Annotated in this window: 11 protein-coding genes; 8 read left to right on the top strand and 3 right to left on the bottom strand. The window is 74.6% G+C overall.

Annotation, left to right across the window (positions count from 1 at the left end):
• The first annotated feature begins 171 nt into the window (after positions 1–171).
• From PYR91_RS23915 to PYR91_RS23890, 6 genes are all read left to right on the top strand, one after another.
• Complete coding sequence (locus PYR91_RS23915; RefSeq protein WP_279782988.1) at positions 172–531, top strand: hypothetical protein; 360 nt, start codon at positions 172–174, stop codon at positions 529–531.
• A 105-nt stretch (positions 532–636) separates the two neighbouring features.
• A complete protein-coding gene (locus PYR91_RS23910; RefSeq protein WP_279782987.1) occupies positions 637–870 on the top strand; it encodes a zinc-ribbon domain-containing protein in 234 nt (77 codons plus the stop codon).
• 159 nt (positions 871–1029) lie between these two features.
• Entirely contained in the window at positions 1030–1674 is a 645-nt protein-coding gene (locus PYR91_RS23905) for an ATP-binding cassette domain-containing protein (RefSeq protein WP_279782986.1), read from the top strand.
• Entirely contained in the window at positions 1664–2890 is a 1227-nt protein-coding gene (locus PYR91_RS23900) for a hypothetical protein (RefSeq protein WP_279782984.1), read from the top strand. Before PYR91_RS23905 ends, PYR91_RS23900 begins: the two co-directional genes overlap by 11 nt.
• A gap of 196 nt (positions 2891–3086) precedes the next feature.
• Positions 3087–4814 carry an ABC transporter permease subunit gene (locus PYR91_RS23895; RefSeq protein WP_279782982.1) on the top strand — a complete coding sequence of 576 codons (1728 nt, stop codon included), beginning with the start codon at positions 3087–3089 and terminating at the stop codon, positions 4812–4814.
• The gene (locus tag PYR91_RS23890) at positions 4811–7066 is read left to right on the top strand and encodes a hypothetical protein (protein ID WP_279782981.1); all 2256 of its coding nucleotides are present in this window, start codon (positions 4811–4813) and stop codon (positions 7064–7066) included. Before PYR91_RS23895 ends, PYR91_RS23890 begins: the two co-directional genes overlap by 4 nt.
• Positions 7067–7252: 186 nt before the next feature.
• On the opposite strand, the gene pruA is transcribed toward PYR91_RS23890, so the two are convergent.
• Positions 7253–8926 carry an L-glutamate gamma-semialdehyde dehydrogenase gene (pruA, locus tag PYR91_RS23885; protein ID WP_279782979.1) on the bottom strand — a complete coding sequence of 558 codons (1674 nt, stop codon included), beginning with the start codon at positions 8924–8926 and terminating at the stop codon, positions 7253–7255.
• Between the two features lie 8 nt (positions 8927–8934).
• On the bottom strand, positions 8935–9852 hold the full coding sequence (locus tag PYR91_RS23880) for a proline dehydrogenase family protein (RefSeq protein ID WP_279782977.1): 918 nt from the start codon (positions 9850–9852) through the stop codon (positions 8935–8937).
• 95 nt (positions 9853–9947) lie between these two features.
• On the opposite strand from PYR91_RS23880, the gene PYR91_RS23875 reads away from it, so the two are divergent.
• Positions 9948–11009 carry a helix-turn-helix domain-containing protein gene (locus PYR91_RS23875; protein WP_279782975.1) on the top strand — a complete coding sequence of 354 codons (1062 nt, stop codon included), beginning with the start codon at positions 9948–9950 and terminating at the stop codon, positions 11007–11009.
• Here the strand turns inward: PYR91_RS23875 and PYR91_RS23870 are convergent.
• Positions 10987–12078 carry a glycoside hydrolase family 16 protein gene (locus tag PYR91_RS23870; protein ID WP_279782974.1) on the bottom strand — a complete coding sequence of 364 codons (1092 nt, stop codon included), beginning with the start codon at positions 12076–12078 and terminating at the stop codon, positions 10987–10989. The two genes, PYR91_RS23875 and PYR91_RS23870, sit on opposite strands and share 23 nt — an antisense overlap.
• A gap of 111 nt (positions 12079–12189) precedes the next feature.
• Between PYR91_RS23870 and sthA the strand changes: the two genes are divergently transcribed.
• A complete protein-coding gene (sthA, locus tag PYR91_RS23865; RefSeq protein ID WP_279782972.1) occupies positions 12190–13596 on the top strand; it encodes a Si-specific NAD(P)(+) transhydrogenase in 1407 nt (468 codons plus the stop codon).
• Positions 13597–13802 lie beyond the last annotated feature (206 nt).

Here is a 13802-nt window from a genome sequence, read left to right as displayed (position 1 = left end):
CTTCGGGCTCCGCTTCGGGCATGACGAATTGCCTCATCTGTGGACGAACACCCGGCACCCATCCGGGGGAGGAACACCCACGGAGCGCGCCGTGGTGCTGGACGCCGACACGACGAACCTCCAGGAGGTTCATCACTTCCGCTCGCGCCGGCCGCGCGTGAGGCTTGCTCCATGCGCGAGGCCTTCGTTCAGGAAGCGATTCTGGTCGTGGACGCCGGTGCCGACGAGCGCGCCCCGGGGGCGGCCGTGACCGTGGCGCTGTGCGGCCACTGGGACCACCCGCCGCCGTGCCCGCTGGCGCCGCACCACACCCGTGCCGAGCGCGTCGGCGCCGAGCTCCGCCTTCGTGTCCTGTTCGCCACCGATCCCCGAGACGAGCCCGAGGTGCGGCGGCGCATCGAGCAGGCCCTGCGCGGCGGCTCGTCGACAGGCCCGGACGGTGTGGAGACGCGGTGGCGGCTGCGTACGACCCGCCCCGGCCGCGTCACCCCGTCCGAGGCGCGCCACGCCGCCCGCCTGATCCAGACCTGACCTCCGGCAGCCGCCCCGGCCCCGAAGGTCGTCAGAACGCCGGGACGTGTGCCCCTCGGCCGGGCGTGGAGGTGACGGGCGGCCCGGAGCGGGTAGGTGGGGGCGATGTTCCTTCTCTTCGGATTCCGTACGGTCATCCACCAGCTCGGCCACATGATGCGCGCCTGCCCCGCCTGCGGGAACACGGCGGCCCAGGTGATCGCCAAGCGGGTCACGAAGTTCACCCTGTTCTTCATCCCGCTGTTTCCGGTACGCACCAGGTACGGGACGCAGTGCACCTACTGCGGCGCCTCCTACGCGGTATCGAGGAACGAGGCCACCAGCCTGGCCGCCCGCTGAGCACGGCGCACGGGCCGGCGGCCACGCCGGCCCGTGGCACGCCCGATCGACGCGGCGGGCGTCCGCCCCCGCCATAACGATCTCGGGCAAGGGGTTCTCGGCCGCGATCGCGACCCGATATAAACGAGGAACCCCCCACTCGCCGGAGCTGATGAATCCGTGTCGGGACTGCGACTCCAGCTCGACCGCCTCTCCTGGGAGCACGGCGGGGAACTGCGGGCGCTGAAGCCCGACGAGCTGGTCGCCGAGGCGGGAGAGCCCGCGGTGGTGCTCGCGGGCGACGCCGCCGACGCCGACGCCTTCACCGACGTCCTCCTGGGGCGGGCCTGGCCGCTCAAGGGCAAGATACGCATCGCCGGGCGCGAGGTCACCTCCCTGCCCAGCGGCGACCGCGGCATCGCCCTGGTCCCCGCGGGAGGCGGCCTGTTCCCGCATCTTACGGTCGAGCAGAACATCGGCTTCGGGATGCGCGGTCACCGCGGGGCCGCGTTCCGCCGCGGGCACGTGAACTACGTGGCCGGACGGCTGAACCTGCACGGGCTGCTCGCCTGGCGCCCCTACGAGCTGTCGCCCGACGAGAGGCTGCGGGTGGCGCTCGCCCGGGCGATGTGCCGCTGGCAGGCCGCCCGGGCCGTGGTGGTGGAGGACCGCGGCGGATACCCGCCGTGCCACGCGGCGGTGAGCGAGACCCTCAACGCCTACCCCGACCTTCCGATCCTGGTGGTGGGCGACGACGGCCGCCGCGTCGCCACACTGCGCACCCCCGCCGGCTCGTGGGAGGTCGTGGACGTCGATGGACCGTAGAAGCGCCCTGGGCCTGCTGTCGGGCCTCGCCGTGGCCGGGGTCGCCGGGTGCGGCGGGGAGCCGCCCCTGCGGATCGCGGTGGTGTGGAGCGGCTGGGAGCTGAGCCGCTTCCACGAGGTCCTCGACCAGCGCGGCGCCGTCGTGTACTCGGCCGGGGACAACATCGCCGCCCTGCTCGTCAACCCGGTGGCGCCGGCGGCGACCCCCGACATGGCGATCGTGCCCCGGCCGGGCCTGGTGACCGACGACGAGATCTCCTCCAGGCTGCTGACCGTCCAGTCCAAGGACCCGCCCGCCTGGCGCGACCTGCTGCGCGCGCGGTCCGACGGGCTGGTCAAGGGCGTCTGGTTCAAGGTCGCCCACAAGTCCCTGGTCTGGTACCGGCCCGGTGCCGTGCCCGGGCCGCCCGCCGACTGGGAGGCGTGGGTGGGCATGTGCGAGGGACGGCTGTGCCGCCCCCTGAGGCTCTCCGTCGCGGCGGCCGACGGCTGGGTGCTCACCGACTGGTTCGAGAACGTCCTGGTCGGGCTCGACCGGGAGACCTACCGCACCCTGCACGCGGACCCCGCCAACTGGTCACGCCCCGCGGTCAGGGAGGCGCTCACGCTGCTGGCCCGGCTGTGGTCCATCGAGGGCCTTATGCCAGGCGGCGGGCGGCGCGCGCTGATCACCCAGTTCCACGACGCGATCCTGGACGTCTTCCTGTACGGCCGGGCGGACATGGTGGCCGCGCCCGACTTCGCCTGGCCGATCATCGCCCGCTACGCCCCCGGCCGGGCGGCGGCGTGGTTCACCTTCCCCGGGCCGCGCGGCCGTGCGGCGCCGCCCGTCGTGGCGGGCGGGGACGCGGTCGTCGCGCTCACGCCCGGCGGCCACGAGGGCATGAAGCGCCTCATGGCGGAGGGCGGCGGCGACGAGGGCGTCCGGCGTCTGGAGAGGTGGGCGGGCCGGGGCGGCTTCCTGTCGCTCGACCAGCGGGTAGAGGGCTACCCGCCCGCGCTCCGGGGCCTGGCCCTCCGGATGCGCGGCGACTTCGAGTTCGACCTCTCCGACCGGCTCACCGGCCGCCTGGCCGGCGGCGCCGGGCGTGGCCTGTGGCGCGTCCTGACCGACCTGTTCGCCGCTGCGGCCCTCGACGGGCAGCGTCCCGACGACGCCGCGGGCAGGGCGGTGGCCGCGCTGGTGGCGCTCGCCGAGGAGACGGCGACCTCATGACGGGCGGAGGCGTGCCGCAGACGGGGGACTCGACGGGCGGGGGCGTGCTGGAGACGGGGGACCCGACGGGCGGCGACACGCGCGGGAGGGGGCCTCGCGGCCGGCGGCGAGGCGTCCGGGGCGGTGACCTCGTGGCGGGCCGTCACGCGGGCGTGGCGGGACCGCCGGATGCACGGCGCGCGGGAACGGGGACGTCGTGAACGGCGGGGACTCGTTCCTGTTCGACGTCGCGCCGCGCCACGACACGCGGGCGCCGGCGCGCTGGCACGGTCACGGCCGGTACGGCGCCTGGGGCTACCTGCTGCCCGCGGTGCTGCTGGTGTCGCTCGTCCTGCTCGCGCCCCTGGGCGCGACCGTCGTGGCAAGCGTGACCGGCCCCGACGGCGTAAGCGCCTACGGGGAGGTGCTGACCGACCGGGACGTCTGGCTCGCCCTGCGCCACAACGCCGTCTGGCTCGCGCTCGCGCTCGTCGTCTGCGGCCTCGGCTTCGGGCTGGCCTGGCTCGCCCGCGACGCCGGGCCGCGCACGCGCGCGCTCCTGCTCGCCGTGCCGGCGCTGCCCGCCGTGACCTCGCCGCTGACGGCCGGGATGGCGTTCCGCCTGATCTTCGACGCCAACCCCAGCCGCGGGGTCGTGAGCGCCCTGGTGCCGGGTGACGTGCTGTTCCTCGGACCGGGCTGGATCTGGCTGGTGCTCGGCCTCGCGTTCGCCTGGCAGTGGACCGGCCTGGCCTGCCTCGTCTTCCACGTGGCCCTTGCCGGCATGCCCGCCGACCTGATGCGCGTGGCCCGGGTGTTCGGCGCCGGGAGGCTGCGCCGGCTGCGGGTGGTCGTGTTCCCCGCCCTGTTCCCCACCGCGGCGCTGGTGCTGCTGCTCGTGCTCACCGCCGCGGTCCGCGTGTTCGACCTCGTGCTGATCGGCGCGCCGGGATCGATGCACGCGCAGGTCGACGTGGCCGGCCTCTTCTGGTGGCGCCACCGCGACGACCTGGGCGAGGGCCGGGCGTCGGCCCTGGCGATCCTGCTGTCCACGATGGCCGTCGCCGTCGCGACGCTGGTGCTGGGGCGGCTTCGCCGCGACTGGCCAGAAGCCGGAGGCCCGCCGCGCGACCGGCCCGCGCCCGCGCCCGGGCTCGCGCGGCGGGCCCGCACGGCCGCGGCCGCGGTCGTGGCCGTCGTGTGGACCTTCCCCTTCGCCACCCTGCTGCTCACCTCGTTCCGGTCCCCGGACGCCGCCGCGACCTCCGGGTGGTGGACCGGGGGCTACGGCCTCGGCTCCTACGGCGAGGCGTTCGAGGACGGCGCCTTCGCCGGCGCGCTCGGCGCCACGGCGCAACGGGCGCTGCTCGTCGCCGTCCTGGTCGTGCTGCTGGCCGTCCCCGCCGCCTACGCCCTCACCCCCGGGCAGCTCCCGCTGCGCACGCGGCGCGTCGTCGCCGGTGTGGCGGTGGTGCTCGCCGTCCTGCCTCCCCAGGTGCTCGCCCGGCCGCTGGGGGAGGCCCTCGGCACGCTGCTGGGCGGCACCGTGATCCTCAGCTTCGTGCACACCGCCCTGGTGTTGCCGCTCGGCGTGCTGTTGCTGCGCAACGCGTTCCGTTCGGTCCCCCGCCCGGTGGTCCTGCGCCCGCTGGCCGAAGGGCGCTCGGCGATGATCCGCATGACGCTCGAGAGCGGGCCCGCCGTGCTGGCCGTGGCGGTGCTGGCCTTCGTGCTCGCGTGGAACGATCTCGTGGTCGGCCTGCTGCTGAACTGGCCGGCGGCCGACCAGGCGCCGCTGGTCGTGCTGCAGCAGGCACGCCATTTCTCGACGTCGGCCGGGGCGCTCGCGGTCCAGGCGGTCGTGCTGACCGCGGTGCCCGTGCTGCTGACCCTGGCGACCGGCCGGTGGCTGCGCCGCGGCCTGACGCAGGGGGTGCGCGGATGAGCCCCGGCGAGCGCAGGGGAGGGGCACGCCTCGCCCGGCTGCGCACGCTGCTGCCGAGGGACCGCGGGGAACTGCTGGCCCTGGCCGCCACCTTCGGCCCGTCGCTGGGCGCGGCGATCATCCTGGAGGTGGCGTTCGCCCGCATCCTGCCGCTGATCCCCGCCGGGCTCGTCATCGGCTGTGCCCTGTTCCTGCTCTCCACCCGCTGGTTGCGCACCCGCAGGAAGCCGCCCCCGCCGCCCCGCGCGGCGCCCCTGCACCTCCCCCTGCGGGTCGACCCGCTGATCGGCAGGGACGCCGAGGTGCGCGAGGTGATCGGCCGCGCACGTGAGAGGGGGCTGGTCGTCGTCCGCGGGCCGGCGGGCATCGGCACCTCGGCGGTGGCCGTCGCCGCCGGATGGGCCCTGACGCCGGACACCGCCGCGCAGTGCTACGCCGACCTGCGCGGCCAGGACCGCGAGGAGCCCGAGGACACCGGCAGCGTCGTGGACCGGGTACTGCGGACCCTCGGCCGGCCGCTCGGGTCCGCGGGCGGCCCGGAGGGCGCGGCGGGTGAGGTCGTCGCCGCGCTCGGCGACACCGGCCGCGTCCTGCTGCTCGACAACGTCGACCGATGGAGCCAGGTGGCGTGGCTGCCCCGTCACGTCCCCGGAAGCTGGATCGTCGTCGCCGGCGACCCGCGCGGGCCGGTGCCGGGGGACGTCGCGGTCGTCCAGGTAGGTCCACTGCGCGCTCAGGACGGCGTGGAGCTGCTGCGCTCCCAGATCCCCGCCGAGCGCGTCGAGGCCGACCCCGGCGCCACCGCCAGGCTGGCGGACCTGTTCCTGCGCAGGCCCGCCATCGCGGTCGGCATCGCCCGCTGGCTGGCCGAGAACCCCCGGGTCCCCATCGCGGCCCTGGTCAAGGATCTCGAACAGGGGTCGCACGACCACACCCTGCAGGTACTGCTCGCCATGCAGCTCCGCCGGGTACGACCGGCGGCCCGGCGCCTGCTGGCGCTGCTCGCCCGCTCGCCGCTGGCCGAGCTCGGCACCGACACGGCCGCCGCCCTGGCCGGCGGGGCCGGCCGCGACGTCGAGCGGATGATGGAGGAGTTGGGCCGGCACGGCCTGGTCGAGAGGGTCCGCGAGTCCCGGGTCCGCGTCGTCGAGGCCGCCCGTGCCCTCGTCACGCCGCCGGACGACTGGGAGGCGGCCTGGCAGCGCCTGCTGGAGCGCTTCGCCGACCGGGCCGACTTCTTCGCCGAGCGGCTCCCCGCGGAGGAGGCGCGGGCCTGGTTCGGCGTCGAGGACACGGCGCTGCTGCAGATCCTCAAGGCGCGCGGGCCCGCCGCGAGAGCGGCCGGCCCCCTCTGGCGGATCGCCGACGCCCTGGAGGTCTGGTTCCTGCTGGAGCAGCGGCACAAGGAACGGGGCGAGGCCGCCCGCGCGCTGGGGCACGCCGCCAAGGCGCTGGGCGAACCGGACGTCCAGGCGACCGCCGAGCTGCGGCTGTGCCTGGTCGCCCACGCCCTCGGCCAGCCGCGCATGGCCCAGGAGCACCTCGACGGCGCCGCGGGCTCGCGCGACGGGGCCGAGTCCTGGCCCGCGCAGATCCACCTCGCGCGGGCCACGACGCTGCTCGCGACCGGCGACGAGTTCACCGCCGTGGAGGCGTCGCTGGTGCGGTACGGGCAGGCCCTGCCCGGCGGCGACGCCACGGGGCAGGCCACCCGCTGGATCAACATGGCCGTCCTGCAGATACGCCGTGGCCAGGTGCGCGGCTTCGAGGGCACGACCGACGGGGCCCACCGCCTGTACGCCGACGCGCTGGGCACGCTGGTGCAGGCGCTCGGCATCGCCCGTCAGGCCGGCGACGCGCACGCCGAGGCGCACGCCCGGGAGCTGATGGCGGTCGTCTACTGGTATCTGGGCCGCGCGCGCGACGCCCTCGCCGGCTGGGAGACGGCCGTCCTGCTGTACACGCGCGCCGGGGACACCATCGGCCTGGCCCGCTGCCAGGTGCACCAGGCCGGGGCCCTGCCCGCCGACCGCCGCCGGGAGGCCGCCAGGCTGCTGCGGTCGGCCCTGACCCGCCTGCCGCCGACCGGCGTGAGCACGGCGCTGGCCCGGTTGCGCCTTGCCTCGGCCGAGCCGCGCAACGCCCGCGCACACCGCGAGAAGGGCCTGGCCGCCCTCGCCCCCTGGGACGGCATCGCCGAGCCCGCCCAGGTGACCGAGATCCGCCGCCGCCTGACCGACCCGCTCGCCTGACCCGGGACGGCGGCTCGCCTTGCCCTGGCCGGCGGGCGGCCGGCGCGGTGATCCCTCAGCCGCGGGCGGGTGGCACTCCTGCTCACCGACGACGCCGAGTCCGCCGGCTCCGCAGGCCACCGCGCGGAGATCCACCGCTACGGGCCGAAGGTTCGGTCATCAGCATCATCCGCGAGCGGAGGGGCGTCAGAAGCCGAGGGAGTTCAGGCCGGGCTGGTGCCAGCCGGTCTGGGGGACGTCGCCGCGGTACGGGCCGGTGATGACCGGCGGGGTGAAGGTCTCCTTGATGACGCGGGGGTTGACCCAGCGGATCAGGTTGTAGAGCGAGCCCGCCTTGTCGTTGGTGCCCGAGGCGCGGGCGCCGCCGAAGGGCTGCTGGCCGACGACCGCGCCGGTGGGCTTGTCGTTGATGTACAGGTTGCCCGCGGCGAAGCGGAGGCGCTCGGTGGCGGCGGCGATGGCGTACCGGTCCTGGGCGATGATCGAACCGGTCAGGGCGTAGGGGGACACGCCCTCCATCTGGTCCAGGACGGCGTCGTACCGGCTGTCGTCGTACACGTGCACGGCCAGCACGGGGCCGAAGTACTCCTTGACGAAGATCTCGTCGGCCGGGTCGGGGCCCTCCAGGATGGTGGGCCGGACGAAGTAACCGGTCGAGTCGTCGTAGGAACCGGTCAGCACGTCGATCGAGTCGGAGGCGCGCGCCCGGTCGATGGCCGCCTTGTTCTTGGCGAACGCCCGCTCGTCGATGACGGCGCCCATGAACGCCGACAGGTCGGCGGACACGTCGCCCACGCTCAGCGACTCGGCCGTGGCCACCAGCTCGTCGCGGACGGTGTTCCAGACCGAGCGCGGCACGTAGGCGCGGGACGCCGCCGAGCACTTCTGGCCCTGGTACTCGAAGGCGCCGCGGATCAGCGCCGTCGTCAGCGCGGCCGGGTCGGCGGAGGGGTGGGCCAGCACGAAGTCCTTGCCGCCGGTCTCGCCCACCAGGCGCGGGTAGGAGCGGTAGCCGGCGATGTTGGCCCCGACGGTGCCCCACAGGTGCTGGAAGGTGGCGGTCGAGCCGGTGAAGTGGATGCCGGCCAGGTCGGGGTGGCGCAGCGCCACCTCCGAGACCGCGGCGCCGTTGCCGGTCACCATGTTGATCACACCCGGCGGGAGCCCGGCCTCCTCCAGCAGGCGCATGGTGAAGTGCGCCGCGAACTGCTGTGTCGGGGACGGCTTCCAGACCACGACGTTCCCCATCAGCGCGGCCGAGGCCGGCAGGTTCCCGGCGATGGCGGTGAAGTTGAACGGCGTGATCGCCAGCACGAAGCCCTCAAGCGGCCGGTACTCCATGCGGTTCCACACCCCGGCCGAGGAGACCGGCTGCTCGGTGAGCAGGTGCCGGGCGAAGGCCACGTTGAAGCGCAGGAAGTCGATCAGCTCGCAGGCCGCGTCGATCTCGGCCTGGTGGGCCGACTTCGACTGGCCGAGGATCGTGGCGGCGTTCAGCGTCGCCCGGTACGGGCCGGCCAGCAGGTCGGCCGCCTTCAGGAAGACCGCCGCGCGCTCGTCGAACGGCAGCGCCCGCCACGCCGGAGCGGCCTTCAGCGCCGCGTCGACGGCCGTACGCACGTCGGCGGCCGAGGCGTCGCCGGTGTGGCCGAGCACGTGGGCGTGGTTGTGCGGCTGCACGACCGCGATCGGGTCGCCGGAGGCCATGCGGCGCTCGCCGCCGATCGTCATCGTCAGGTCGATCGCGCTGCTGGAGAGCTCCTTGACGCGGCTCTCCAGGGCGGACCGCTCGGCGGTGCCGGGGGCGTAGCCGCGCACCGGCTCGTTGGCCGGGGCCGGGACGTTGGTGACGGCATCCATGGAAGACCTCACTGGGAGCGGAGTGAACGCAGGAAGAAGGCGACGTTGGCCGGGCGCTCGGCGAGGCGGCGCATGAAGTAGCCGTACCAGTCGTCGCCGTAGGGCACGTAGACGCGGACCGTCGAACCGGCGCCGGCGAGCGCCTCCTGCTTGGCGGTCCTGATGCCGTAGAGCATCTGGTACTCGAAGCTGTCGCGCCCGCGCCCGGTCTGGTCGGCCAGCAGCTCGGTGATGGAGATGAGCCGGTCGTCGTGGGTGGCCACCATGGGGTACCCCTGCCCCTCCATCAGGATGCGCAGGCATCGCACGTAGGCCTTGTCGACCTCGTGCCTGCGCTGGAAGGCCACGCTCGCCGGTTCGGCGTAGGCGCCCTTGACCAGGCGCACGCGCGAGCCCTCGTGCGACAGGCCGCGCAGGTCGTCCTCGCTGCGCCGCAGGTAGGCCTGGATCGCGACGCCGGTCGCGGGGAAGTCGGCGCGAAGCGCGCGCAGCACGGCCAGCGTGGAGTCGACCGTGGTGTGGTCCTCCATGTCGAGGGTCACGGTCGTGCCGGCGTCGCGCGCGGCGGCGCAGATCTCCCGGGCGTGATCCAGGGCCAGGGCCTCGTCCAGCCGCTGGCCGACGGCCGACAGCTTGACCGAGACCTCCGCGCGCCCGCCCAGGCCGAGGGGGCGCAGCGCGTCGAGCATGGTGACGTAGGCCTTGACGGTCTCGGCCGCGGCCTTGACGTCGGTGGTCTCCTCGCCGAGGTGGTCGAGGGTGACCGTGAGACGGGCGTCGGTGAGGCGCTGGACGGCCGACAGCGCGTCGCCGGCGTCCTCTCCGGCGACGAACCGGTCGACGACGTGCCGGGTCACCGGGAAGGCCGAGACGGCGCGGCGGGCCAACGGGCTGCGCGACACCGCGAGAAGTACCGAACCGAGCATGTCCACCACCCTAAATCCGCAGTTCACGTGGCTTCCATGGACATCCGCCACGGGCGACGACTACCCCGCTCATACAGATGTATGACAATGGGCGGGTGGACCTGCAGGAAGTCGTGGACGAGACCGCCCGCGTGCTGGACGCCTCCGCCACGCTGGAGGACCGCGCCTTCCAGCTCCTGGCCTACGCCGCGCAGAGCGGCGACCTCGACACCGTGCGGCGCGAGTCGATCCTGCGCCGCCGCGCCTCCGACGAGGTGCGCGCCTACTTCGAGGGCTTCGGCATCGCCTCCGCGCGCGGCCCGGTGCGCATCCCCGCCGACGAGGGCCTCGGCGTGCTGGCCCGGGTCTGCGTCCCGCTGCGTCACCGCGAGGTCACCTACGGGTACCTGTGGCTGCTGGACTCCGGGGCGCTGGACGACCGGCGGCTGGCCGAGGCGGCGCCGCTGGTGGAGCGGGCCGCGACCGCGCTCGCCCGCGAGGCGCGCGCCCGGCAGGACCTCGGCTCCGGGCTGCGCGACCTGCTGTCGGCCGACCCGGAGGTCCGCGCCTCGGCCGAGCTCGACGTCGAGGGCCCGGTCGCCGCGATCGCCGTGTGGTCCGCCGGCGGCCGGGTGGTGCCGCTGTGGACGCTGCCGCGCGGCGTGCTCGCCGACGCCGGCGACCCGCTCACCGCCGTGCTGGCCCCCGCCGCGCAGGCGGGGGACGCCGCGGCCAGGGTGCAGGCCATGTACGGCACGCCGACGGGCGTCGGCGCCCCCCGCGACGACCCCGGGGAGGCCTGGCGGAGCTGGCGCGAGGCGACGCTCGCCCTGCGCGTGGCAGAGCGCGTGCCGAGGTTCGCCCCGGTCGCCGTCTGGGCGGCCCTCGGCGTGCACCGCCTGCTGGCACGCCTGCCGGCGGCCGAGCTGGCCGGCCTGGCGGCCGAGGCCGCGCCGCTCGAAGGCGAGCTGGCCCACACCGTCGCCGTCTACCTCGACCGGGGCGGGCGGGCCCGCGAGACCGCCCAGGAGCTGGGCGTGCACCGCCAGACGCTGTACTACCGGCTGGCCAAGGCCGAGCGCCTCACCGGGCTCGACCTCGCCGACGGCGAGAGCCGCCTGACGCTGCACCTCGGCCTGAAGGCGGCCGAGCTGCTCAGGGGGCCCGGAAGATCCTGACCCAGTCGACGTACATCGACACCGTGGCCGGCGTCGTGGAGTCGCGGCACGGCGACCACTGGTTGCAGACGACGTCGTTCTGCAGGGTCAGGTGCATCGGCCCCTCGGGCACCAGCGGCCCGGTGTAGGACCACGTCTGCCTGCCGTCGAGCCAGAACGTCAGCCGCCCGGGCAGCCAGTCGACCGCGACGGTGTGCCACTTGGTGAAGTCGGCCCGCACCTGGCTCTGCGCCTGCGGCGCCTCGCCGCGGTGGACGTAGATGCCGCCGGTGCGCCGGGTGGGGTCGATGACCTCGGAGAAGTCGATCTCGGCGTACTCGCCGCCGCTCGACCACAGCAGCGTCACCAGCGAGTACCCCCGCCCAACCTCGCCGCGGAAACGGACCTCCCAGCGGCCGTGCGTCTGGCTCAGCGTGCTGGCGACGCCGCCGGAGAGATCCTTGCCGCCGTAGAAGCCGCCCTTCATGTGCAGCATGCCGTCGTGCACGGTCGTGGCCTGCCCGGTGCGCGGGTTCACCCGCGCCTCGGGGGAGTGGTAGACCTCCCACCTGCGCCGGTCGAGCGGCCCGGCGAACGACTCCACGAACACCGGCTTGCCCCAGCGCGGATCGGCCCGCTCCAGCCCCCCGGCGGAGGGGACCGGAACCGGCGAGGCGGCGGGCGGCGCCGACCGCGACGGCCGCGCCGTGGCCCCCGCGGGCGGCCCCGGCCGCGACGGCGTCGCGCGGGGCTCGCCCGTCGGGGCGCCGCCGGGCGGCCCGGGCCGCCGGAACACCGGGGGAGGGGGAGTGCCGGGGGTCAGAAGGCGGTCCTCGCGCGAGGGAAGGCGCCACCATCCGTACCGCCGGTCGTACACCGGGGGCGCGTGCGGCGGGTACCGGGGGTCGCCGGCCCCGGCGAGGCTCGCGGCGGAGGCGCCCGCCCGCGCGGCGGGGAACGCGCCCGGGGCGCCGGCGTGGACGGCGGAGGCGTCGCCGGCGGGCCGCGCGCCCGGGCCGGAGTCCCCGGGGGCGGGGCAGAGGGTCAACGTCGTCGCCGCCGCGATCAGGTAAGCGCTACGAATCGACATGCGCCCATGAAACCAAGCGTCATCGTCTGATCACAGGGGTATGGCGATACCGCGTGCGGCCGCGGAACGCACTGCTTCACGTTTCCCACGGTTAGCCGCACACTTGGCGATGTGTACGACTTCGATGTTCTCGTTCTCGGCTCCGGGCCCGGCGGGCAGAAGGCGGCCATCGCGGCGGCGAAGCTGGAGCGCCGGGTGGCCGTCATCGAGCGGCGCAACATGATCGGCGGGGTGTGCATCAACACCGGCACGATCCCCTCCAAGACCATGCGCGAGGCCGTCCTCTATCTCACCGGCCTCAACCAGCGGGAGATGTACGGCCAGAGCTACCGGCTGAAGGAGGACGTCGAGGTCGCCGACCTCACCATGCGCACCTCCCACGTGGTGGGGCGCGAGGTCGACGTGATCAGGAGCCAGCTCGTCCGCAACCGGGTCACCACGCTGATCGGCACCGGGCGGTTCCTCGACCCGCACACGATCGGCGTGGTCGACGATCGCGGCAAGGAGACCAAGGTCACCGCCGACAAGGTCGTCATCGCGACCGGGACGCGACCGGCCCGCCCCGACAGCGTGCAGTTCGACGACCGCACGGTCATCGACTCCGACGGCATGCTCCAGCTCGAGAAGGTGCCCGGGTCGATGGTGATCGTGGGCGCCGGGGTGATCGGCATCGAGTACGCCTCGATGTTCGCCGCCCTCGGCACCAAGGTGACGGTGGTCGAGCAGCGCGAGCGGATGCTGGACTTCTGCGACCTGGAGGTCGTCGAGGCGCTCAAGTACCACCTGCGCGACCTGGCGGTCACCTTCCGGTTCGGCGAGACGGTCGCCTCCGTCGAGCGCCGGGCACGCGGCTCGGTCACCGTCCTGGCCAGCGGAAAGAAGATCCCGGCCGACACCGTCATGTACTCCGCCGGGCGGCACGGCGTGACCGACGGGCTGGAGCTGGAGGCGGCGGGGCTCACCGCCGACGCCCGGGGCCGCATCCAGGTGGACGAGCACTACCGGACGACGGTGTCGCACATCTACGCGGTGGGCGACGTCATCGGCTTCCCCTCGCTCGCCGCGACCTCGATGGAGCAGGGGCGGATCGCCGCGCACCACGCCTGCGACGAGCCGCTGAAGGCGATGTCGGCCGACCTGCAGCCGATCGGGATCTACACCATCCCCGAGATCAGCTTCATCGGGAAGACCGAGGACGAGCTGACCAAGTCGCACATCCCCTTCGAGGTCGGGGTGTCGCGCTACCGCGAGCTGGCCCGCGGGCAGATCATCGGCGACACCTACGGGATGCTGAAGCTGCTGGTGTCGCCGGACGACCACGCGCTGCTCGGCGTGCACGTCTTCGGCACCGGCGCCACCGAGCTGCTGCACATCGGCCAGGCGGTGATGGGCTGCGGCGGCACCGTCGACTACCTGATGAACGCGGTGTTCAACTACCCGACGCTCTCTGAGTCCTACAAGGTCGCGGCCCTGGACGCGATGAACAAGATCAGGAGGATGGCCCGCTACGCCGAATGAGCGGCCCGCGCGGAACGCTCACCGGCCCGTGCGGCCCCCGACCGCCTCGACCCGGTTGAAGCGAGACCGCGCGGCGCGGCCGTCACCCGCGCCGTCCCCGTCCGGACGGCCGGCACCGGCACCGGCACCGCGATCCACCCGGACGCGCGAGAGCCCGTGCCACGGGGGGCGGCACGGGCTCTCGGGGGGTGGCGGGGCGCCGGGGC

Origin of the sequence: Sphaerisporangium sp. TRM90804 (assembly GCF_029846175.1) — a bacterium.
Classification (GTDB): Bacteria; Actinomycetota; Actinomycetes; order Streptosporangiales; family Streptosporangiaceae; genus Sphaerisporangium.
Note: the sequence above shows the minus strand (reverse complement) of the source record. Positions and strands in the feature narration are given on the sequence as shown.

Excerpts from the sequence above, each read along its gene's own strand:
- PYR91_RS23910 (WP_279782987.1), top strand. The coding sequence starts at position 637 with ATGTTCCTTCTCTTCGGATTCCGTACGGTCATCCACCAGCTCGGCCAC.
- PYR91_RS23890 (WP_279782981.1), top strand. The coding sequence starts at position 4,811 with ATGAGCCCCGGCGAGCGCAGGGGAGGGGCACGCCTCGCCCGGCTGCGC.
- PYR91_RS23870 (WP_279782974.1), bottom strand. The coding sequence starts at position 12,078 with ATGTCGATTCGTAGCGCTTACCTGATCGCGGCGGCGACGACGTTGACC.
- pruA (WP_279782979.1), bottom strand. The coding sequence starts at position 8,926 with ATGGATGCCGTCACCAACGTCCCGGCCCCGGCCAACGAGCCGGTGCGC.
- PYR91_RS23900 (WP_279782984.1), top strand. The coding sequence starts at position 1,664 with ATGGACCGTAGAAGCGCCCTGGGCCTGCTGTCGGGCCTCGCCGTGGCC.
- PYR91_RS23915 (WP_279782988.1), top strand. The coding sequence starts at position 172 with ATGCGCGAGGCCTTCGTTCAGGAAGCGATTCTGGTCGTGGACGCCGGT.
- PYR91_RS23880 (WP_279782977.1), bottom strand. The coding sequence starts at position 9,852 with ATGCTCGGTTCGGTACTTCTCGCGGTGTCGCGCAGCCCGTTGGCCCGC.